The organism is Streptomyces sp. NPDC023527 (genome assembly GCF_055560115.1).
Genome location: NZ_JBVHJJ010000006.1, coordinates 30,722 through 51,911, shown reverse-complemented (window position 1 = coordinate 51,911; position 21,190 = coordinate 30,722). Strand labels below are relative to the sequence as shown.

At 70.3% G+C, this 21,190-nt stretch carries 20 protein-coding genes and 2 pseudogenes; 21 read left to right on the top strand and 1 reads right to left on the bottom strand.

What is annotated here, in order from left to right:
- Positions 1-41 precede the first annotated feature (41 nt).
- From ACZ303_RS13425 to ACZ303_RS13345, 17 genes and pseudogenes are all read left to right on the top strand, one after another.
- Entirely contained in the window at positions 42-1,364 is a 1,323-nt protein-coding gene (locus ACZ303_RS13425) for a DUF6716 putative glycosyltransferase (RefSeq protein ID WP_467338329.1), read from the top strand.
- 23 nt (positions 1,365-1,387) lie between these two features.
- Positions 1,388-2,617, top strand: a complete 1,230-nt coding sequence (locus ACZ303_RS13420) for a cytidylyltransferase domain-containing protein (protein WP_467338327.1) — start codon at positions 1,388-1,390, stop codon at positions 2,615-2,617.
- 60 nt (positions 2,618-2,677) lie between these two features.
- A complete protein-coding gene (locus ACZ303_RS13415) occupies positions 2,678-3,604 on the top strand; it encodes an N-acetylneuraminate synthase family protein (RefSeq protein WP_467338325.1) in 927 nt (308 codons plus the stop codon).
- A gap of 11 nt (positions 3,605-3,615) precedes the next feature.
- Positions 3,616-4,794 carry a hypothetical protein gene (locus ACZ303_RS13410; RefSeq protein WP_467338323.1) on the top strand — a complete coding sequence of 393 codons (1,179 nt, stop codon included), beginning with the start codon at positions 3,616-3,618 and terminating at the stop codon, positions 4,792-4,794.
- Positions 4,795-4,895: 101 nt separating this feature from the next.
- The gene (locus tag ACZ303_RS13405; protein WP_467338321.1) at positions 4,896-6,167 is read left to right on the top strand and encodes an amidohydrolase; all 1,272 of its coding nucleotides are present in this window, start codon (positions 4,896-4,898) and stop codon (positions 6,165-6,167) included.
- Between the two features lie 142 nt (positions 6,168-6,309).
- Positions 6,310-7,332, top strand: a complete 1,023-nt coding sequence (locus ACZ303_RS13400; RefSeq protein ID WP_467338319.1) for a BMP family lipoprotein — start codon at positions 6,310-6,312, stop codon at positions 7,330-7,332.
- A gap of 231 nt (positions 7,333-7,563) precedes the next feature.
- Positions 7,564-9,147: an ABC transporter ATP-binding protein gene (locus ACZ303_RS13395; protein ID WP_467339021.1), complete on the top strand. Its 1,584-nt coding sequence runs from the start codon at positions 7,564-7,566 to the stop codon at positions 9,145-9,147.
- Positions 9,144-10,250 carry an ABC transporter permease gene (locus tag ACZ303_RS13390; protein WP_467338316.1) on the top strand — a complete coding sequence of 369 codons (1,107 nt, stop codon included), beginning with the start codon at positions 9,144-9,146 and terminating at the stop codon, positions 10,248-10,250. Before ACZ303_RS13395 ends, ACZ303_RS13390 begins: the two co-directional genes overlap by 4 nt.
- A complete protein-coding gene (locus ACZ303_RS13385; RefSeq protein WP_467338315.1) occupies positions 10,247-11,533 on the top strand; it encodes an ABC transporter permease in 1,287 nt (428 codons plus the stop codon). The genes ACZ303_RS13390 and ACZ303_RS13385 overlap by 4 nt, the downstream gene beginning before the upstream one ends.
- Complete coding sequence (locus tag ACZ303_RS13380) at positions 11,530-11,925, top strand: cytidine deaminase (protein WP_467338313.1); 396 nt, start codon at positions 11,530-11,532, stop codon at positions 11,923-11,925. The genes ACZ303_RS13385 and ACZ303_RS13380 overlap by 4 nt, the downstream gene beginning before the upstream one ends.
- 95 nt (positions 11,926-12,020) lie before the next feature.
- Positions 12,021-13,304, top strand: coding sequence for a thymidine phosphorylase (locus ACZ303_RS13375; protein WP_467338311.1), 1,284 nt, complete (start codon positions 12,021-12,023; stop codon positions 13,302-13,304).
- 129 nt (positions 13,305-13,433) lie between these two features.
- Positions 13,434-14,051: an RNA polymerase sigma factor gene (locus ACZ303_RS13370; protein WP_467338309.1), complete on the top strand. Its 618-nt coding sequence runs from the start codon at positions 13,434-13,436 to the stop codon at positions 14,049-14,051.
- Positions 14,048-14,791, top strand: a complete 744-nt coding sequence (locus ACZ303_RS13365) for a hypothetical protein (protein ID WP_467338307.1) — start codon at positions 14,048-14,050, stop codon at positions 14,789-14,791. Before ACZ303_RS13370 ends, ACZ303_RS13365 begins: the two co-directional genes overlap by 4 nt.
- Positions 14,792-14,947: 156 nt before the next feature.
- Positions 14,948-15,556, top strand: coding sequence for a hypothetical protein (locus ACZ303_RS13360; protein WP_467338305.1), 609 nt, complete (start codon positions 14,948-14,950; stop codon positions 15,554-15,556).
- A 44-nt stretch (positions 15,557-15,600) separates the two neighbouring features.
- Positions 15,601-15,885 (top strand): hypothetical protein, encoded by a 285-nt coding sequence (locus ACZ303_RS13355; RefSeq protein ID WP_467338303.1) that lies wholly within the window; start codon positions 15,601-15,603, stop codon positions 15,883-15,885.
- A 135-nt stretch (positions 15,886-16,020) separates the two neighbouring features.
- A complete protein-coding gene (locus ACZ303_RS13350) occupies positions 16,021-16,362 on the top strand; it encodes a hypothetical protein (RefSeq protein WP_467338301.1) in 342 nt (113 codons plus the stop codon).
- A 588-nt stretch (positions 16,363-16,950) separates the two neighbouring features.
- Positions 16,951-17,067, top strand: a pseudogene (locus tag ACZ303_RS13345) (3-hydroxyacyl-CoA dehydrogenase family protein); the annotation flags it as partial.
- A gap of 80 nt (positions 17,068-17,147) precedes the next feature.
- On the opposite strand, the gene ACZ303_RS13340 reads toward ACZ303_RS13345, so the two are convergent.
- Complete coding sequence (locus ACZ303_RS13340) at positions 17,148-17,744, bottom strand: hypothetical protein (protein WP_467338299.1); 597 nt, start codon at positions 17,742-17,744, stop codon at positions 17,148-17,150.
- A 215-nt stretch (positions 17,745-17,959) separates the two neighbouring features.
- Here ACZ303_RS13340 and ACZ303_RS13335 point away from each other — a divergent pair, with 215 nt between their 5' ends.
- From ACZ303_RS13335 to ACZ303_RS13320, 4 genes and pseudogenes are all read left to right on the top strand, one after another.
- Positions 17,960-18,673, top strand: a complete 714-nt coding sequence (locus ACZ303_RS13335; RefSeq protein ID WP_467338297.1) for a hypothetical protein — start codon at positions 17,960-17,962, stop codon at positions 18,671-18,673.
- A 17-nt stretch (positions 18,674-18,690) separates the two neighbouring features.
- Positions 18,691-19,137 carry a hypothetical protein gene (locus ACZ303_RS13330; protein ID WP_385608980.1) on the top strand — a complete coding sequence of 149 codons (447 nt, stop codon included), beginning with the start codon at positions 18,691-18,693 and terminating at the stop codon, positions 19,135-19,137.
- A 354-nt stretch (positions 19,138-19,491) separates the two neighbouring features.
- A complete protein-coding gene (locus ACZ303_RS13325; RefSeq protein WP_467338293.1) occupies positions 19,492-20,769 on the top strand; it encodes a peptidoglycan DD-metalloendopeptidase family protein in 1,278 nt (425 codons plus the stop codon).
- A 149-nt stretch (positions 20,770-20,918) separates the two neighbouring features.
- A pseudogene (locus tag ACZ303_RS13320) lies at positions 20,919-21,080 on the top strand (transposase family protein); the annotation flags it as partial.
- Between the last annotated feature and the right edge of the window lie 110 nt (positions 21,081-21,190).

Sequence of the window (21,190 nt, the reverse complement as noted above, 5' to 3'; positions counted from 1 at the left end):
CGTTGGGCAACGAAACGGAATGGATTCCTATCGTCGGCGACGTGCCCTCACGTACCGCATCACCGCCGCGAGTCACCGTACTCGCCGATTCCGACACCCGGTGGAAGTGGGGCGCGCTCACCGCGCGCCGCCTCGCCCCGGAGGCGCGGCTCGACGGCTGCCTGCTGAGGGGGCGCGCCACACCCACGGTCCGCCAGCTGGCCGAGGTCGGCGTGCGGGCGGAGACGCTGCGGGAGGTCACGGCGGCGGAGTTCCTGCGCACGGCCGACCGGACGCGGTACGACATCGTCGTCCTGGCCTGCGTCGGCGGCGCCGTCCAGGCGATGCTGCACGGCCTGGCCCACGCGTGGCGGGACGCGCCCGCCCGCCCGGTCGTCGTCACCGGATACGTCGGCGTCGTCTACGAGAAGCTCGCCGACGGGCTCCTCCTGCGCCACGGCGCCGACGTCGTCCTCGCCAACTCCCCTGACGACGCCGAGCGGTTCCGCGCCGTGTACGCGGGCGCAGGAGCCTCTGTGGACAGCGTGACGGAATGGGCGCTGCCGTTCCTGGGGGAGCGGAGGGAAGAGGGTGGTGACGCCCAATTCCGCCCGTACACCGTGGTGTTCGCCGCCCAGCCCTCCGTGCCGGAACGCCGCGAGGACCGCGCCTACCTGCTGCGCCGGGCCGCCCAGCACGCCCGGCTGCACCCCATGCGCGACGTCCTCATCAAGCTCCGCAGCAAGCCCGGCGAGCACACCACGCACATCGAGGAACTCCCGTACCAGAAGCTCGCCGCGCGGCTGTCCGGCGGACTGCCGCCCAACTGCCGCCTCGCCTACGGCAACATGGGCGAGCTCCTGGACCGCACGGACCTCCTGGTGACCGTCAGCTCCACCGCCGCCCTGGAGTCGCTCCACCGGGGCGTCGCCACCGTCGTCCTCACCGACCTCGGCATCCGCGAGGCCCTCGGCAACCACCACTTCCTCGGATCCGGCTGCCTCGCCTCCTGGGACCAGCTCGACGCCGGACACCTCCCGACGCCGGACGCCGGGTGGACCGCGCGCCAGGGGGTCGCCTCCGACGGCCCGTACGCGCACGGCACCGCCTTCGCCGCCGCCCGCGACCGCGTCGCCGAACTCGCCGCCCGGCCCGCCCTTCCGCCCCTCGCCCCCTACTACACCGCCCGCACCGCGCCCGGCTACCTCCCCGCCGTCCTGGCCCGCCACGGCCTCGACCCCGAGGGCCGCCCGCTCCCCGGCCGCGCCCACGAGGCGGCCGAGCCGGGCGCCCTGCGCCGCGCGGTGCGCGAGGCCGCGCGCGGCGCGTACCGCCACGGCGTCCAGCGCGTAGCCCCCGTCATCCGCCGCCTGGGAGAGCTGTGAGCGCCACAACCGAAGGAGCCACCATGGCAGGCATCGGCAGCCCGGCGGCCGTCCTGGCCGTCATCCCCGCCCGCGGCGGGTCCAAGGGCGTCCCCGCCAAGAACCTCGCCGCCGTCGCCGGCGTCCCCCTGATCGCCCGCGCGATCCGCGAGTGCCGCGCGGCGCGCCTGGTCAGCGACGTCGTCGTCTCCACCGACGACCCCGGCATCGCGGCCACCGCCCGCGGCGCGGGCGCGGTCGTCGTCCAGCGCCCGGGCGCGATCGCGGGCGACACCGCGACGAGCGAGGCGGCGGTGCTGCACGCGCTGGACGCGTACGAGGCGACGCTCGGCACCCGCGTCGGCACCGTCCTCCTCGTGCAGTGCACCAGCCCCTTCCTCACCAGCGAGGACATCGACGGCGTCGCCGCCGCGGTCGTCGAGGGCGGCGCCGACACCGCCCTGACGGTGGCACCCTTCCACGGCTTCGTCTGGCGGGAGGAGGAGGCGCGGGTGGGCACCGTCCCCGCGCAAGGTCCGTCCCGCACCTCCGGCGGCCATGGCGTCAACCACGACAAGGCGCACCGCCCCCGCCGCCAGGACCGGCCGCAGGACCTCCTGGAGACCGGCGCCGCCTACGCCATGCGGGCCGACGGCTTCCGGACCGCCCGGCACCGGTTCTTCGGCCGGACGGAGCTCGTACGGACCGACGCCGCCCGCGTGCTGGAGATCGACGACCCGCACGACCTCGCGCGGGCCCGCGCGCTCGCGCCGCTGTTCGACGGGGCGGCCGGCGCCCTGCCGACCCGCGAGGACGTCGACGCCGTCGTCATGGACTTCGACGGCACCCAGACCGACGACCGCGTCCTCATCGACGCCGACGGCCGCGAGACCGTCGCCGTGCACCGCGGCGACGGGCTCGGCGTCGCCGCCCTGCGCCGGGCCGGGCTCGCGCTGCTGATCCTGTCCACCGAGACCGACGCCGTCGTCGCCGCGCGCGGCCGCAAGCTCGGGGTGCCCGTGCTGCACGGCGTCGACCGCAAGGACCTGGCGCTCAAGCAGTGGTGCGACGAGCAGGGCATCGCGCCCGACCGGGTGCTCTACGTCGGCAACGACGTCAACGACCTGCCCTGCTTCGGCCTCGTCGGCTGGCCCGTCGCCGTCGCGAGCGCCCACGACGCCGTACGCGGCGCGGCGCGCGCCGTGACCTCCGCGCCCGGGGGCAGCGGCGCCCTCCGCGAGATCGCCACCTGGCTCCTCGGCCCCTCCCTCTGAGCCCTCCGAACCCTCTGAGCCCCCTGAACCCGATCCCTCACCCCAAAGGAACCGCCCTACATGAGCCCCGCTCTGCGCACCCGTCCCCTCGGTCACAAGACGGCCGGCCCCGGCCACCCCGTCTACATCACCGGTGAGATCGGCATCAACCACAACGGCGACCTCGACAACGCCTTCGCCCTCATCGACGCCGCCGCCGACGCCGGCTGCGACGCCGTGAAGTTCCAGAAGCGCACCCCCGAGATCTGCACCCCGCGCGACCAGTGGGGCATCGAGCGCGACACACCATGGGGCCGAATGACGTACATCGACTACCGCCACCGGGTGGAATTCGGGGAGGCCGAATACCGCCGTATCGACGAGCACTGCCGGGAGCGCGGCATCGCGTGGTTCGCGTCGCCCTGGGACACCGAGGCCGTCGCCTTCCTGGAGAAGTTCGACCTCCCGGCGCACAAGGTCGCCTCCGCCTCCCTCACCGACGACGAGCTGCTGCGCGCCCTGCGCGCCACCGGCCGCACCGTCATCCTCTCCACCGGCATGTCGACGCCCCAGCAGATCCGGCACGCCGTCGAGGTGCTGGGCAGCGAGAACATCCTGCTCTGCCACGCCACCTCCACCTACCCCGCCAAGGCCGCCGAGCTCAACCTCAGGGTGATCCACACGCTCCAGGCGGAGTACCCCAACGTGCCCATCGGCTACTCCGGTCATGAGACCGGCCTCCAGACCACCCTCGCCGCCGTCGCCCTCGGCGCCACCTTCGTCGAGCGGCACATCACCCTCGACCGGGCGATGTGGGGCTCCGACCAGGCCGCCTCCGTCGAGCCCGGCGGGCTCCAGCGGCTCGTCCGCGACATCCGGGTCGTCGAGGAGTCGCTCGGCGACGGCGTGAAGCGGGTCTACGAGAGCGAGCTCGGCCCGATGAAGAAGCTGCGCCGCGTCGCGGGCGTCGTCGCCCAGGGCGGCGACCGCCAACCCGCCACGGTCTGACGGGCACCTCGGTGACACCGCCCGAAGGGGCGCCCGACCCCGAAGGGGCGCCCGACCCCTCCACCCTGGCGTTCGTCGAGAGCCCGGTGCAGCTCCTGAACGTCCTCGAATGGGCGTATGCCACCGGCCGTTCGGGTGCCGGACCGTCCGCCGGCCGCCCGGCGGAGCGGCTGCGCGACGGCGTGCCGCGCCAGCGCCGCGACGGCCACGACCGGTCCCGGGCCGCCCGGCCGTCCCTCGTGGTCGTCGTGCTCGCCCCGCACGACCCCATGACGCGGGGTCAGCTGCGCCGGATGGCCGAGCTGGCCCGCGAGGGGGGCCACGAGGTGCGCTGGGAGGAGGCCCGCGGCGGGCCGGGCGCACCGGCGCGCACCATTGGCGGGCTGGCCGGGGCGCTGTACCGTGCGCGGCGTATCGTCATCGGCGACCCGTTCTCGCGCTATGTGCAGCTGTTGCTGACCATCACCCGCGCCCGGGAGCTGGTGGTCGTGGACGACGGCACCGCCACCATGGAGTTCGTCGCCCAACTCGCCCGTGGCGAACGCCTCGTACGGTGGCACCGGCGCGGCAGCCGAGGGGCGCGCGACATCGCCTTCGCGCCGGTGTCCGCTTCAGCGCGCCGTCGTCTCGCGCCGAACAACCGCCGGAGCGTGGAGGTGTTCACCTCGATGCCCGTCGAGGCCCCGCCCGGCGTGACCGTCACCCCCAACGACTTCGCCTGGACCCGCTCCGCCTTCGGGCCGCCCCGGCTCACCCGTGGCACCGACCTCGTCGGCACCTCGCTCGTGGAGACCGGGGTGGTGGACCCGGAGCGCTATCTGGAGGCCGTCGCGGCCCTCGCCCGCGCCCACGGCGCCACCCGCTACTTCGCGCACCGGCGGGAGAGCACCGAGAAGCTGCACCGCATCGGGGCCCGGCTCGGCCTGGAGGTCGTACGTCCGGAGCTGCCGCTGGAGCTGATCGCGCGCCGCGGCCCGATCGGCCGTACGGTCCTGAGCTTTCCCTCGACCGTGGTGCACACGCTGCCGCTCGCCCTCGCCGGCACCGGGGTGACGGTCGCCGTCTGCGACATCGATCCGGTGTGGCTCACCGAGCGTGCCTCGCCGCGGGCCGAGGGCTTTCTGTCCGAGGTGACGGACAGCGCGCCGGGCGTACGGCGACTTCCGGCCAGCCCGTTGACGGCTCCCTGAGCCGTAAATACTGGTCATACCCCATGGGTGACCCATCCATGCGGCTGAACTTTTCTAGATCGGGGGGCAGTTGCGGGGTTGAGGGCTCTACCCTTCACTATGTGAACCATCTGACGCCTTTGGACGCCGAACCCGAAACCGTCGACGGCGAGCTTCCCGGAGTACTTCCCTCCGGTCTGAACGCCGAACTCATCGCGTTCCGCAGGGACTTGCACATGCACCCCGAGCTGGGGAATCGCGAGTTCCGCACCACCGCGGCGGTCAAAGAGAGGCTGGAGAAGGCGGGGCTCATCCCCCGCACCCTCTCCACCGGCACCGGTCTGTTCTGTGACATCGGCCGGGACACCGCGAGAGAGACGGCCGGGCGGGTCGCCGGGCAGCACGGCACGGCCGCCCGGGGCATCCTGGCCCTCCGCGCGGACCTCGACGCCCTCCCCATTCCGGACACCAAGTCGGTCCCGTACCGCTCGACGGTCCCCAGAATGGCGCACGCCTGCGGCCACGACGTGCACACCACCGTCGTCCTCGGTACCGGGCTGGTCCTCGCCCGGCTGGCCGAACAGGGCCTGCTGCCCCGCCCGGTCCGGCTGATCTTCCAGCCCGCCGAGGAGGTGCTGCCCGGCGGCGCGCTGGACGCCATCGAGTGCGGCGCGCTCGACGGGGTGGGCCGGATCATCGCCGTGCACTGCGACCCCAAGGTCGAGGTCGGGCGGATCGGTCTGAAGCACGGCCCGATCACCTCCGCCTGCGACCGGCTGGAGGTCTCGCTGGACGGCCCCGGCGGCCACACCGCGCGCCCGCACTTCACCACCGACCTGGTGACCGCCGTGGCCCGGGTGGCCACGGACGTGCCGGCGGTGCTGGCCCGCCGCGTCGACGCCCGCTCCGGCCTGTCGCTGACCTGGGGACGGCTGGAGGCCGGCCACGCTTGCAACGTCATCCCGCAGCACGCCGAGCTGTCCGGCACGGTCCGCTGCCTGGACCTGCACGCCTGGCGGGACGCCCCGGACCTGGTGCACGCCGCGATCGACGAGGTCGCCACGCTGCACAGAGCCAAGTCGGAGATCAACTACCTGCGGGGGGTGCCGCCGGTCGTCAATGATCCGGAGGTCACCGAACTGCTGCGGCGCGCCATGACGGCGCGCCGCGGTGCGTATTCCGTCGAGGACACCGAGCAGAGCCTGGGCGGCGAGGACTTCTCCTGGTACCTGGAACACGTGCCGGGCGCGATGGCCCGGCTGGGGGTCCGCCCGGTGGGCGACAACACCCGTCGTGACCTGCATTGCGGTGATTTCGACGTGGACGAGGGGGCGATCAAGGCCGGGGTCGAGCTGTTCACGGCGGCGGCTCTGCTGGACGGCCGGTTGCCGTAGGCAATCTGTCGGCATTCGGGTCAAGCCCGGTAAACGACGATCCGATAACGGCTTCGAAGCACCCCTTTTATCTCCATCTACGCGCGTTACGATGCCCGCGAACCAGCGCCGACGGAGGCGCTTCGAGTGAAGGGGCCCCTTCGTGCGCCGGGTATCCACAATCACTGCCGCGGGACTCACCGCAGCAGCTCTCGCATTCACTCTCACCGCCTGTGGTGAGTCCTCGACCGAGTCGGGCGGTGACAAGGGCGTCGGTCTGGCGTTCGACGTCGGCGGCCGTGACGACCACTCCTTCAACGAGTCCGCCGCGCGCGGCGTCGACAAGGCCAAGGCCGAGCTCGGCGTCGAGGCCAAGCTGCTCACCGCCAAGAACGGTGAGACCGAGGCCGAGCGCGAGCAGCGCCTGAGCTCCCTCGCCGACGCGGGCCACAACCCCGTCATCGGCGTCGGCTTCAACTACTCGAAGTCGATCGAGAAGGTCGCCAAGGAGTACCCGAAGGTCACCTTCGGCGTCGTCGACTCCGTTGCCCCGGGCAAGAACATCCTGAGCATGACCTTCGGTGAGCACGAGGGTTCGTACCTCGCCGGTGTCGCCGCCGCGCTGAAGTCCAAGACCCACAAGGTCGCCTTCATCGGTGGTGTCAACAACGCCCTGATCCAGAAGTTCCAGGCGGGCTTCGAGCAGGGTGTCAAGGACACCGACCCGAAGGCGGAGATCCGCTCGGAGTACCTCTCGAACAGCGACAAGGGCTTCAACGACCCGGCGGCCGCCAAGGAGAAGGCCAAGGGCATGCTCGACGCCGACTTCGACGTGATCTACACCGCCGCCGGCCTCTCCGGCAACGGTTCGATCGAGGCCGTCGCGAGCAAGAAGGGCGCCTGGGCGATCGGCGTCGACTCCGACCAGTACCAGCAGCCGGGTCTGGCGAAGTACAAGGACGCCATCCTCACCTCGGTCGTGAAGAACGTGGACGTCGCGGTCTTCGACCTCATCAAGAGCGTCAAGGACGGCAAGCCGCTCACCGGTGAGCGTCAGTACCTGCTCAAGGACGGCGGCGTCTCGCTGGCCACCTCGGGCGGTCAGATCGACGACATCAAGGCCAAGATCGAGGAAGCCAAGAAGAAGATCGTGGACGGTCAGGTCAAGGTCAAGACCGCCCCGTGATCCCGGGCCGGCTCCGGCCGGCACCGGCCGGTCACTGACCGGCCTCGCACGACCACGGGCCCGGTTCCGGGGGAGCTCCCCCCGACGCCGGGCCCGTAACTGCGAGTCAACGCTACGCGCGTAGCACGGCGTTGACGCGTGTAGCGTCGCCCCCGCCCGATCCGGGCCCGGCCGGTCCCCGCCCGGCTCTCCCGGTCTTCCTCCCGCTCCCTTCCCCGAGGAGAGTGCGCCATCAAAGCGTCCAGCAGTACCGCCCCCGCAGTAGAGCTCGCGGGCATCACCAAGCGGTTCCCGGGCGTCGTGGCCAACCACGACATCCACCTGACCGTCCACCGCGGCACCGTCCACGCCCTCTGCGGTGAGAACGGCGCCGGCAAGTCGACCCTGATGAAGATCCTCTACGGCATGCAGAAGCCGGACGAGGGCACCATCACGCTCGACGGTGAGCAGGTCACCCTGCACACCCCCGGCGATGCCATCGCGCGCGGCATCGGCATGGTGCACCAGCACTTCATGCTCGCCGACAACCTCACCGTCCTGGAGAACGTCGTCCTCGGCGCCGAGAAGCTCCACGGCATCGGCAACAAGGCCCGTACGAAGATCAAGGAGATCTCCGACGCCTACGGCCTCGGGGTCCGCCCCGACGCCATGGTCGAGGACCTCGGTGTCGCCGACCGCCAGCGCGTGGAGATCCTCAAGGTCCTCTACCGCGGCGCCCGCACCCTGATCCTCGACGAGCCCACCGCCGTCCTGGTCCCGCAGGAGGTCGACGCGCTCTTCGACAACCTCCGCGAGCTCAAGGCCGAGGGCCTGACGGTCATCTTCATCTCGCACAAGCTCGGCGAGGTGCTCTCCGTCGCCGACGACATCACCGTCATCCGGCGCGGCACCACCGTCGGCACCGCGGTGCCCAGCGAGACCACCCCCAAGCAGCTCGCCGAGCTGATGGTCGGCAGCGAGCTGCCCTCGCCCGAGACCCGTGAGTCGACGGTCACCGACACGCCGATGCTCACGGTCCAGGACCTCCACCTCTCCGCCACCGACCCGGACGGCGTCGTCCGCGCGGTGCTCGACGGCATCACGCTGACCATCCGCAAGGGCGAGGTCCTCGGCATCGCCGGCGTGGAGGGCAACGGCCAGGCCGAGCTCGTCGAGGCCATCATGGGCATGCGGGACCCCGACGGTGGCACCGTCACCCTGGACGGCACCGACATCAGCCACGCGCCGACCCGCAAGCGGCGTGAGGACGGCATCGGTTACATCCCCGAGGACCGCCACCGCCACGGCCTCCTCCTGGAGGCGCCGCTGTGGGAGAACCGCATCCTCGGCCACGTCACGGAGAAGCCCAACAGCAAGAAGGGCTTCCTCGACCCCAAGGCCGCGCGCGCCGACACCGAGCGCATCGTGCGGGAGTACGACGTCCGCACGCCCGGCATCGAGGTCACCGCGGCCTCCCTGTCCGGCGGCAACCAGCAGAAGCTGATCGTCGGCCGCGAGATGAGCCACCTGCCCAAGCTGCTCATCGCCGCGCACCCCACCCGGGGCGTGGACGTCGGCGCGCAGGCGCAGATCTGGGAACAGATCCGCGAGGCGCGCCGGGAGGGCCTGGCGGTGCTGCTGATCTCCGCCGACCTGGACGAGCTGATCGGGCTCTCCGACACCCTGCGGGTGATGTTCCGCGGCCGCCTGGTCGCCGACGCCGACCCCGCCACCATCACCCCCGAGGAGTTGGGCTCGGCCATGACCGGCGCCGCTACCGGCCACCTTGAGCACGTCGAGGGCGACGAGGAGCGGGAAGGGGGCGACTCCGAGTGAAGAAGCTGGACAAGAACAAGCTGATCCTGGGCATCGCCGCGCCGCTCCTGGCGATCGTGGCCGCCATCGCGATCACCTCGATCATCATCGCCGCCACCGGCAAGGACCCGTTCCACGCCTACGAGGTGATGATCGACTTCGGCTCGAAGGCCGACTCCCAGGTCTGGATCGTCAACAAGGCGACCCCGTACTACCTGTCCGCGCTGGCCGTCGCCATCGGCTTCCGGATGAACCTCTTCAACATCGGCGTCGACGGCCAGTACCGCATCGCGGCCTTCTTCGCCGCCGTCGTCGGTGGCGCGCTGACCCTGCCGGGCATCATCCAGATCCCGGTCGTCATCATCGTCGCGATGATCGTGGGCGCCATCTGGGCCGGCATCGCCGGTCTGCTGAAGACCACCCGTGGCGTCAGCGAGGTGATCAGCACCATCATGCTGAACGCCATCGGCGCCGCGGTGATCGCCTACTTCCTCCAGGACGGCCGGCTCGCGGAGAAGGAGGGCAACCTGATCCACACGCCCTACCTGCCCGACTCGTCGCACTTCTTCGAGATCCCGACCACGCCCAAGCCGATCTACGGCTTCGTCGTGATCGCGGCCCTCGCCGGGCTCGTCTACTGGTTCGTCCTGAACCGCTCCCGCTTCGGCTTCGACCTGCGCACCGTCGGTCAGTCGGAGTCGGCGGCCCAGGCCAGCGGCGTGAACGTCAAGCGCATGGTGGTCACCTCGATGGTGCTCTCCGGCGCCATGGCGGGCCTCGTCGGCATGCCGACCCTGCTCGGCGTCTCGTACAACTACGGCACCGACTTCCCCACCGGCATCGGCTTCACCGGCATCGCCATCGCGCTGCTGGGCCGCAACCACCCCATCGGCATGGCGCTCGGCGCCGTGTTCTGGAGCTTCCTGGAGCGCACCGGCACCCAGCTGGAGTTCGAGGGCTACGCCCAGGAGATGGTCGGCGTGATCCAGGGCGTCATCGTCCTGTGCGTCGTCATCGCCTACGAGATCGTCCGCCGGTACGGCCTCAAGGCCCAGCAGCGGAAGGTCGGCGAGGAGCTCGCCGCCCAGGCCCGTAAGAGTGACAAGGCGGAGGTATCCGCGTGAGTACGACCTTCACCGCCGCGGTCTCCGGAGCGCTCAGCGGCAAGAACAAGCCCGGCCGGCGCAAGCTGACCTACCCCGTGGTCCTGTTGATCATCGCGGCTGCGCTGCTGCTGCTCGCCGCCCTGCGCACGATCACCGACACCGGTGACCTGACCTCCTCCGGCCAGTTCAGCGGCGCCCTCGCCGCCGCCGTGCCGATCGGCCTCGCCGGCCTCGGCGGACTGTGGGCCGAGCGCGCGGGCGTCGTCAACATCGGCCTCGAAGGCATGATGATGCTCGGCACCTTCTGTGCCGGCTGGATCGGCTGGCAGCACGGCCCCTGGGCCGCGGCGCTCGCCGGTGTCATCGGCGGCGCGATCGGCGGCCTGGTGCACGCCTTCGCCACCGTCACCTTCGGTGTCGACCACATCATCTCCGGTGTGGCCATCAACATCCTGGCCCTCGGCATGACGCAGTACCTCGCCAAGCTGTGGTTCGGCGCGGAGGGCAGCGCGGCCCAGCAGGCGGGCGGCAACGACAAGCAGTCGCCCGTCATGTCGGACATGCCGAACTTCTCGATCCCCGGCCTGTCCGACTGGCTGAACGACATCGAGAAGCACCACTGGTTCTTCGTCTCCGACCTGGCCGGCATCGTCGGCGGCCTGGTCACCGACGTGTCCTGGCTGACGATCGTCGCGGGCCTGCTGTTCGTCGGCACGTTCTTCGTGCTCTGGCGCTCCTCGTTCGGTCTGCGCCTGCGCTCCTGCGGTGAGAGCCCGGTGGCCGCCGAGTCCCTCGGCGTCAACGTCTACACCTACAAGTACGCGGCCGTGGTCGTCTCCGGCGCCATGGCGGGCCTCGGTGGCGCGTTCCTCGCCATCGGCACCCACATGTACTCCGACGGGCAGACCGGCGGCCGTGGCTACATCGGTCTCGCCACGATGATCTCCGGCAACTGGCGGCCGGGCGGCGTCGCGATGAGCGCGGGCCTGTTCGGCTTCATGGACAGCCTCCAGCTGCGCGCCGGCGGCCCGGTCGTGCACGCCCTGCTGCTGCTCCTCGCCGTGCTGCTGGTCGGCTTCGCCGTCTGGAAGCTGAAGGCGGGCAAGCCGCGCTCGGCGATCGTCGCCATCGCCTTCGGCGCCGCGCTGGTCCTCTGGTACGTCATGACCAAGACCGTGCCGCTGGAGCTCGTCAACGCCACCCCGTACGTCGTGACGCTGCTGGTCCTCTCCTTCTCCGCGCAGCGGCTGAGGATGCCCAAGGCGAACGGCAAGCCCTACCGGAAGGGCCAAGGAAAGTGACGCCTTCCCCCGATTGGGAGGAACTGCGTGGGCAGGCCCGGGACGCGATGTCCCGGGCCTACGCCCCGTACTCCGACTTCCCCGTCGGTGCGGCCGCCCTCGTGGACGACGGCCGCACCGTGACCGGCTGCAATGTGGAGAACGCCGCCTACGGGGTCGCCCTGTGCGCGGAATGCGGTCTGATCTCGGCCCTCTTCTCCTCCGGTGGAGGCCGTCTGACCGCCTTCACCTGCTGCGACCGCAACGGCAACGTCCTGATGCCGTGCGGCCGCTGCCGCCAGCTCCTGTGGGAGCACGGCGGGCCGGAGCTCGCGGTGGACACGACGACGGGCGTGCGCCCGCTGTCGGAGTTGCTGCCCGATGCGTTTGGGCCTGCTGACCTGAATCGTTGAAGATGTCCTCAAGCGCCGGAGGGGTTGTGGAAACAACCCCTCCGGGTCACTTTCCGGCCCCGGGAAGACTGAGGACGCACGAACTTAAGGAAAATGTGCTGATGGACGCCATTTCCGTAATCCGCGCGAAGCGCGACCGCGGTCGGCTGACCGACGAGCAGATCGACTGGGTCATCGACGCGTACACGCGCGGCGAGGTCGCCGACGAGCAGATGTCCTCGCTCGCGATGGCGATCCTGCTCAACGGCATGGACCGCGCGGAGATCGCCCGCTGGACCGCCGCGATGATCAAGTCCGGCGAGCGCATGGACTTCTCGTCCCTGCCGATGCCGACCTCGGACAAGCACTCCACCGGCGGAGTCGGCGACAAGATCACCCTGCCGCTGGCCCCGCTCGTCGCCGCGTGCGGCGCGGCCGTGCCGCAGCTCTCCGGCCGGGGCCTCGGCCACACCGGTGGCACGCTCGACAAGCTGGAGTCGATCCCCGGCTGGCGCGCCCTGCTGTCGAACGACGAGATGATGGACGTCCTGCGCAACGTCGGCTCCGTCATCTGCGCGGCGGGTGACGGGCTCGCCCCGGCGGACAAGAAGCTGTACGCGCTCCGCGACGTCACCGGCACGGTCGAGGCGATCCCGCTGATCGCCAGCTCGATCATGTCGAAGAAGATCGCCGAGGGTACGGGCTCGCTCGTCCTGGACGTGAAGGTCGGCTCCGGCGCCTTCATGAAGAACATCGAGGACGCCCGCGAGCTGGCCTCCACGATGGTCGGCCTCGGCACGGACCACGGCGTCAAGACCGTCGCCCTGCTCACCGACATGTCCACCCCGCTCGGCCTGACCGCGGGCAACGCCCTGGAGGTCCGCGAGTCCGTCGAGGTCCTCGCGGGCGGCGGCCCGGCCGACGTCGTCGAGCTGACGCTCGCCCTGGCGCGCGAGATGCTGACGGCGGCGGGCCTGCCCGACGCCGACCCGGCCAAGGCGCTCAAGGACGGCTCCGCCATGGACCACTGGCGCCGCATGATCATCGCGCAGGGCGGCGACCCGGACGCGACGCTTCCGGTGGCCCGTGAGCAGCACGTGGTGACGGCTTCCGCCTCTGGTGTCCTCACCAAGCTCGACGCGTACGCCGTCGGCGTCTCCGCCTGGCGCCTGGGCGCCGGCCGCGCGCGCAAGGAGGACCCGGTGCAGGCCGGCGCGGGCATCGAGATGCACGCCAAGCCGGGCGACAAGGTCGTCGCGGGCCAGCCGCTGATGACGCTCCACACGGACACCCCGGAGAAGTTCGACTACGCGCTGTCGGCCCTGGAGGGCAGCGTGGACATCGCCGCCGAGGGCACGGAGTTCACGGCGAACCCGATCGTGCTGGACCGCATCGCGTAAGCAGGTGTGGAAGAGGGCCCCCGCCGCGGCGGGGGCCCTCTTCGTTTTTCACGGCCTTCGTCTTCCAGGGCCTTCGTTTTTCACGGCCCGGTGCGGGAACTCGGCGTACCGCCGCGGGTATAGAGGGACGTGGACACTTCGGGGGCGCCCGATACGCGAGCCGGGGACCAGGAGCTGTGGGGCCGGGTCCGGTCAGGGGACAGCGAGGCGTTCGGCCTGCTGTTCACCCGGCACGGCCCCGCCGTCTTCTCGTACTGCTTCCACCGGACCGCGTCGTGGGCCACGGCCGAGGACCTCGTCTCGACGGTCTTCCTGGAGACCTGGCGCCTGCGGAACCGGTTCACCGTGGAGGACACGGCCGTACCGCTCCTGCTCGGCATCGCCCACCGAGTGACCCAGAAGCACCACCGCTCACTGTCCAGGCACCGGGCCGCGCTGCGCCGCCTGCCGCCGGAGGCCGAGGAGCCGGACCCCGCCGACCGGGTCGCCGCGCGGCTCGACGCCGAGCGGCGCATGCGGCGGATCCGCGAGGCGCTGCTGGCGCTGCCGCGGCGTGAGCGCGAGGTGGTGGAGCTGTGTGTCTTCGGCGAACTGGAGTACGCGGCGGCCGCGCGGGCGCTCGGTATCCCGCTGGGAACGGTGCGCTCCCGGATGTCGCGGGCCCGGAGCAGGCTGCGCCGGCTCACCCTCACGGATCAACTCCCTCCGCACCCGGCCCTGGACCATTCCGCAGGAGTCTCCCGATGAACCTTCCCGAAGCTCCGCTTCCCGGTATTCCTCTTCCCGACCCTCCGCGCGTACGGCTCTCGCCGATGCGGCTCGAACAGCTCAAGGCGTTCGTGGTGCGGGAGGCGGAGAACCGGCCGAAGCCGGCCCGGCCCGTCTCCCGGCGGACCCGGGCGGTGCTGGCGACGGCCGCGCTCGCCGCCGCCGTCGGCGGCTGGCAAGCGGTGAACCTGCTGTCGGGCGCCGGGCCGGCCAGTGCTGCCTGGTCCGCGGTCCCCGCCCCCCTGACCGCTCCGGACGCCGCCGAGTTGGCGCGGACCTGCGCCGAGCGCCTTCCGGCCGGCACCACGCCGGGGGGCACGAGCAAGCCGGTGGCCCCGGTGCTGGCCGAACGTCGCGGCACGTCCACGGCGGTCCTCATGGGGGGCGCCGACAACGCGGGTGTCTGCCTCCAGGGCAGGAACTTCTGGGCGGCGGGCCGCACCGACGCGCCCCCGCTGAAGGACGGGCAGGTGCTGGCCGTCCAGGAGAACGGCGGCAGTGTCACGGAAGGTGACGCGGCGCGGTACGTATATGGACGAGTGGATTCCATGGTGACTGCTGTGACCGTCGAGACTTTCGACCAACGGCGTGTTACGGCCACCGTCAAGAACGGCCATTTCTTCGCCTGGTGGCCTTCCGCCGCGGACCCCGTGACCGTTACCGCAGTTGACGCGTCGGGCGACACGATTGGACTGGTCCGGACGCCGAAAATCCGTTAGCGATAACGTTCCGGCCATTTCAAGATCGGAAATCAGCAGCCCCAGAAATGACCTTGATGAGCATCCGTCAATCATGGAAAGGTCGTCCCCAACCACGGGGGTGGGAACGGATGTTCCCGTATGCCTCCCTGCCTTTTCTCGAGCAGGAGGATGCTCATGCACAGGAAAAGCACGACTCTGGCCGCGGCCGTTCTGGGTGCCGCGGGGGTGATGGCCACGCTCACGACCACCGCGCAGGCGGCGCCGGCGCTGGACGGGATGGCCATCAGCAAGAAGGTGGCCGCCTCGGCCGACCGGGCGAAGGCCTACGCGGCCCTGACCGTCGCCGAGCAGGACGCGGTGAAGAAGGTGAACATCCCGGTCTCCGAGTCCGTCGAGACCACCGCGATCAAGGAAATCCCCGCGGACGAGGCGCTGTCGGCGGCCGCCGCGCGGTGTTACACCGCACGCGTCCAGTACAACGCCAAGGCCGCGGCCGGCAACACCATCTACACCCACTGGCAGCGCCTGAACTGGTGCCACAACGGCACCAAGGTCACCAGCTGGAAGGTGGCCGAGCGGGGCGGCGAGACCTCGACCCCGCTGTGGGACTACGAGGGCCACGCCGGGAAGGGTTCCCGCAACGTCGGTTGGGAGATCCGGTCCTGGACCCAGGAGAAGTTCAGATACGGCGCCGGCCCGATCAGCTCCACCCAGACGCCGTGCGTGCAGATACGCGGCGGCAAGGGCCTCTACTCGTACAAGCGGTCCTGCAACACCAACTGATCCGCGGGCTCTGAGCCCGTGGGCGTGAGACGAGAGGGACAGCGATGACCATGACACGAACCGGTGGCCGGCAAGCGAGCCGGAGCGATGTCACGGCCGTCGTACTGGCGGTGGCCGGACTCGGCACCGCCCCGTTCGCCTGGTACGTCGCGGCGGTCTTCACCATCGCGGCCGGGATCGTCCTCGGCATCACGGTGGGCCTGTGGCACCACCCCCTCACCCGCTGGACGCGGGCGGGGTTCTGGCTGGTCGGCCTGGGGCTGCTGCTGGAACTGCTGATGCTGGTGGTGTTCACGCCGCTGACCGTCACGTCGACGACGAGCGGGTGATCCCTCCCGCGAACGATCAATGAAGGGCGGGCCCGGCCGACTGCAGCGGCGGGGCCCGCCCCTTCGTCACTCCGATCCGGATTCCGGATTCCGGACAACCGCCATCGCACGGAAAGCGAAGTGACCATGCGCAACATGATGAGAAACGCGGGCATCGCGTTGGCCGCGGGCATCACCCTCGGTGGCCTGGCCGCACCGGCCCACGCCACCACGTCCACGGACACGGTGGCCGAATGCCGCACACAGATCCTCAATGGCTCGGGGGCGCGGGCCACCCTCAAGAACTGCACCGCCGACGGCCGGACCCGCGTCACCGGCCGACTCCAGAAGCTCACCACGGACGGCAAGTGCGCGCGCCTCACGATCCGTATCGGCCTGTACAGCGGCAGTTGGACGGCCTGCGACGGCCAGTCGAAGCCCGTCGACACCGGCTACCGCCCCGGAGCCGGCGCGAGATACTCGCTGGCCGTCGTCTAGGGCCGTCGTCCAGGGCCGGGGGCCGGGGCCGGGGCCCGCACGGAACGGCCGGCGCTCCCGCAGCGCTCCGGCGTCCGTCGGGCAACCACCCGCCGATCGAAGGCGGTCGGTCCCGACCGAGCGCCGGGCCGATGACTCGGCCCGGCACCGCTCCGGGGCGTGCGCGCCGAGGCCGACGGACGTACGCGCGGGCCGCCACACCGGATATCTGTCTGCGGTACGGCGCCCCCTCACTCCAGCGTGCTCTTGCGACAGGCCTACGCAACTCGGCAGCCCCACCAGCCCCATCCACTCGTACAGCGCGGGCGAGGTCACCCTGCAACGCGGCGCGTAGCCGCCGCTGACGCCGGACGCTGGCGCCGAGGCCACGAGTTCGCGGATTCCACGGTCGGCCGGTCCGGGGCGTTGGGTCTCGTCCCCCGATCAAGCAATGCCATCTTCGGTGCAGGAGAGAGGCAAGTGGGTCGGCCTGAGAGACCGTTGAATCCCGAGGGCGGGGACCGCTCAGCGTTTTGCGCACCAGTTGCGCCAACCTCCGTTGGGGCAACCCCGAGGGTAGCGGAGCTCGGTACACGACAACCATGCGCCAGCGTGTACGAGGAGTACAAGGAGCCGCTGTACACCGCCCGCCGCTGCTGCAGCGGATGGTGGACGCGGGGCGGCTGGGACGCAAGACCGGGTCGGGGGTTCTACTCGTACGCCTGAAGGCTCAACTTCAGTCCTGGCAGCACGCTTGGCGTCGGGTCCAGGCGCAATCTTCCATGGGCTGCCCTGTGCGTCTCCCCTCAACCGCCCGCCCCCAGGTAGGGCGGGCGGACGTCGTCCGGGGATCCGCAGAGGTCTATCCCGCGCTGGATGCCCGCCCGCCAGACCTCGCCCGGCGTGGTGACCCGGGCGGCGAGCCGCCGGTAGATCTCCAACGCCTCCTCCTGCCCGGGGGGCGCCCAGTGGCGGCGGGGCCTGACCCGCGGGTACCGGTCACGCCAGTCAAGAAGGGCGGCGATCGCCTCGGCGGAGGTGTACCAGCACGCGTCCCGCACCTTACTCGCCAGATCCACCGGGAGCCGCAGCGACAGCCTCTCGGGGAAGCCCCCGTCCCGCGACCCCGGCCATCTGCCGGGACCGCGGGCCTCCTCGGGGCAGCCCGGCCAGGGGCGGTCCCAGCCCTGTGCTTGCAACTCGCGTCGCACGCCGAGAGCCGCCAGCCGGTCCAGCGAGTCGACTAGCTCCTCCCGGTCGCGGGCCATGGCCACATCCAGGCGCCGCAGGGCGCGCACGGCCAGGGCCTCCCGTCGGCCGAGTCCGGAGACATTCCAGCACTCACTCCGCACACGTTCCGTGCGCAGGCGCTTTTCCTGTGACAGCAGCCGCTGCACTTTCACCCGGGTGCCGTACGGCAAGCACACCGTGACAGGCACAGTACCTCTCGCATGCATGCTCTGATCATTACGTTGTTTATTTGCAAGTTACAAGTCAGTGACGTCCACCGGATCGGCAAAATCCTTTCAGCAGGCGGCCGTTCGCGTTCTGTGCGCACGATGGACATGGCTGCCGGCTTTCGGAATACCGGTCGGCCGACGAGAGAAAGGGAAAGGAAATGAGCTTTAAGCAACAAGCGACGCTCGAGACGGAGACGTTGACGCTGCGGAGCAACGATCTGGCGATCCGGGCGTGGGACACACTTCGCGCCGACCCGGACCTGCATGTGGACCAGCTGATAGAAGAGGTGCACCGCTTCCGCGCGTCCTCCGCCGCGGGCGTGGCGGAGCTGTCGCCGTCGCAGGCAGACATCAGCAATGCCAGCGGCGTCGACTACAGCATGAAGTTCGCTCGCCCGGTGAAGCACCCCGGCACGGGCGACACCGTGTCGGAGTTCAGAGCGCAGCTGTTGTTCGGTGCACCCGCATTCGGAGGTGAGGAGGGACAGCAGGTTGGCATCATGGCCACCACCATGTCCGCCCTGACACCGGGCGGCGACACGGTCCCCTTGAACAACCCGGTGGTGAGGGCCATTCAGCAGGGGCAGCAGGGGCAGCCGGGCAGCTGGGCTCACGCCACGGAGTACGCCTTGGAACCGGGCCGCGGCCTCATCGAAGCGGACGGCATCTGGGACGCGTTCCGGGGCTGCCTCGGCGGCTGCGGCGGCACGTGTCTGGCCGCCCTTACCGCCTGTCTGGCGGCGGGCGCACTGCCCGCCGTCGCGGCCTGTGTCGCGATCAGCTGCGGCGGCTGCGCCCTGCGTTGCGCGGCCTGTGTGGCGTGCGACTGCAGCTTCTTCTGCCGGTGGGCCGTCGGTTGCTGCGACCAGTGAGACGGGGGGTAACCGACGTGAAATCCGCCATTTACTGGCTGAACGTTCCGCTCGCGGAGCGTACGGAAAACGGTGGGCAGCCGGTGCTGAAATACGATGCGCCAAACGCCCTTGTTCTTCCCGTCGACGGCACCGCCTATGTCGGAATCGCCGACGAGGAAGCCGCTGAAAGGCTCCTCTCCCACCCCGACGTCACTACCCTGGGCAAGGCGGAGCGGAGCCGCATCGAGCCCGTTCCGGGTGTGCCGGTCACGTGGGAAAGCCTCGAGGCCCAGATCCCCTCTCTCGGCACGATTCACGGCGGGAAGAAAGCCGTCGGTCTCGGTGACGTAATTTCCGCACTGACACGCCGGGTCCGCATGCACGAATGCGGGAGCTGCCGCCGGCGCAAGCGGGGACTCAACCGCATCACCGTCTGGGGCTGGTGGCGCGATCGGCAGCCCTCCCTCCAGCCCGAAGGCTGACCCGTCGGACACGGCGCCTCCTCGGCCGCTTCACTCGGGGAGGCGCCCTCGTCATCGACCGGCTCGGCAGGGCGGCGGATCCCGGCGACTCGCGACCGCCACCTGCACAAAAGGGACGATCGCCACGGAAGGCGCCCGACCAGGAGCTTTTGAAGAGTTACCGCTACCACTTCGACGAGGACCTCCAGGCCAACGGCAGGCCGCTGACGGCAGCGGCTCTGCTCGGACCCGGAGCGTCGGAGCAGCTGGTGGAGTTCAACTCGCCCGAGGCGGCAGGACGTTTCTTCCTGTCCGCGAATTTTGTTCTCTCTTCGCAACTCAACAAAAAATTTGCATCTCGCACTGGAGGCAGGAATGGCACTCGAGCTCGGCGACCACGTGTGGTACTGGAACCACAAGATCTCCTTCGACCTGAACATCCCGCGAGCGGATTGGTTCCCAGGCTCGAATCCGAGTGACCCGAACGACTACCAAGGGCACGGCAAGGAGATCTACAACTTCGTCGTCCATGCGGATGAGATCGCCCGCGGACGACCGCACATGCGTAACTACGAGGGCAGCTTCGCCTGGCTGAACAACAATCCCGGTAACATCACCGGGCGACCCGGCGGCCCCGATTTCGGACAGTATCCAGGCAAGTTCAACTGGCACAACTTCCTGATCTTCCCGACCTGGGCCGACGGCTGGTACGCGATTGCCAAGCTCCTGCGGAGCAACCTCTACAAGGACCTGTCTATTCTCGAGGCGTTCAAGAAGTACGCGCCCGAGTCCGACGGAAACAATCCGGTCGCCTATGCGAACTCCGTGGCGGCAGCCCTGGGTATCTCGGTTTCGACCACGGTCGGCGACCTCGACGACTCCCAGATGGCCGTCATGCAGAACAAGATCCAGGAGGTCGAGGGCGCCATCCCCGGCGCGAGCCTGACGTGGAACTCCGACGAGATCCCTGTCGAGATCTCGGACCTGCTACCGGGAGGCGGGTGGAACGTCGGTCGCCCCCGCGCCCTCGTGCGGGCTGGCAGCGCCTTCACGATCGATGTCTCGGCCCCGGTCGACCCCTCGGGATTCACCCAGGGCCACGGCGGCCCCGGCCAGGGCGGCCATGTCGGCTCGAACTGGTACATCCGCTATGGGATGGACATCGGCGGCACCCAGGGCACGCCGGTGTACGCCTCGTTCGACGGACACGTCACCAAATTCAAGCCGCACGATCCGGCGCAGGACACGCAGAAGGTGTACGGAGCCGAGATCTTCATGCGTTCCGGGAACGACATGATGGGCGCCTTCTACACCCACCTGACCGACGTGCCAGGCTCGGTCTTCGTCGGGGCACGGGTCTCGCGCGGCGACTTCCTGGGTACCGTGCACCAGCGCACCGGGGTGCCCCCCCACCTGCACATGGCCCTGGTCGAGATCATCGGCGGGGCGCCCAGTGGGCAGTACCAGGGGGTCGACCTCTATCAGTTCTTCCTGGCCCTGGAGGCCTCGGACCCGGAGACGGTCGTCCCGGTCCAGTTCTGGCAGGACGGCTCGCCGCCGGAGCCAGTCTGGCGCTTGGCGCAGCTCGGCGTGCTGCATCGCTCGCAAGTCCCGGAGCCCGCGAGCTCCTACGCCACCGCCGCCCCGGAATAGCTAGGAGCGTTGACATGGCTGCCACGGAGCGGTATTCGGTCTTGCGCCCGAGCGATCTCGTGTCGCTGACGATCCGCTCGACGCGCCTCCAGGAACGGACCAGCACCGCCGGTGTCACGGAATGGGTCGCCACAGGCGAAGGCCGCCTGATCATCCGGATCTGCGAACGACAGGGCGTTCCCGTGCTGGCCGACCGCGCTTACCAGGGCGCCGGCTCTTGGGTGACCACCGGACACAAACGCCCGCCCGGCGGGGAACTGTCCCCGACCCAACGCAGGGTCAACCGGGCACTGGCACAGGCCCGGGCACCCGAGGCGCTCACCGCTTGATCGTCTGCCTTCCAGCCCTGGAGAAGGAGATCTCTCGTGCGCTCGTCGATCCATACGGCGGGGGAGCCGTGATCTCCTGACTCCGGATCTTT

What these genes read in the sequence shown, in the direction of transcription:
- ACZ303_RS13365 (WP_467338307.1), top strand. Translation starts at nt 14,048, where the DNA reads ATGAACCTTCCCGAAGCTCCGCTTCCCGGTATTCCTCTTCCCGACCCT.
- ACZ303_RS13360 (WP_467338305.1), top strand. Translation starts at nt 14,948, where the DNA reads ATGCACAGGAAAAGCACGACTCTGGCCGCGGCCGTTCTGGGTGCCGCG.
- ACZ303_RS13350 (WP_467338301.1), top strand. Translation starts at nt 16,021, where the DNA reads ATGATGAGAAACGCGGGCATCGCGTTGGCCGCGGGCATCACCCTCGGT.
- ACZ303_RS13335 (WP_467338297.1), top strand. Translation starts at nt 17,960, where the DNA reads ATGAGCTTTAAGCAACAAGCGACGCTCGAGACGGAGACGTTGACGCTG.
- ACZ303_RS13325 (WP_467338293.1), top strand. Translation starts at nt 19,492, where the DNA reads ATGGCACTCGAGCTCGGCGACCACGTGTGGTACTGGAACCACAAGATC.
- ACZ303_RS13415 (WP_467338325.1), top strand. Translation starts at nt 2,678, where the DNA reads ATGAGCCCCGCTCTGCGCACCCGTCCCCTCGGTCACAAGACGGCCGGC.
- ACZ303_RS13420 (WP_467338327.1), top strand. Translation starts at nt 1,388, where the DNA reads ATGGCAGGCATCGGCAGCCCGGCGGCCGTCCTGGCCGTCATCCCCGCC.
- ACZ303_RS13355 (WP_467338303.1), top strand. Translation starts at nt 15,601, where the DNA reads ATGACCATGACACGAACCGGTGGCCGGCAAGCGAGCCGGAGCGATGTC.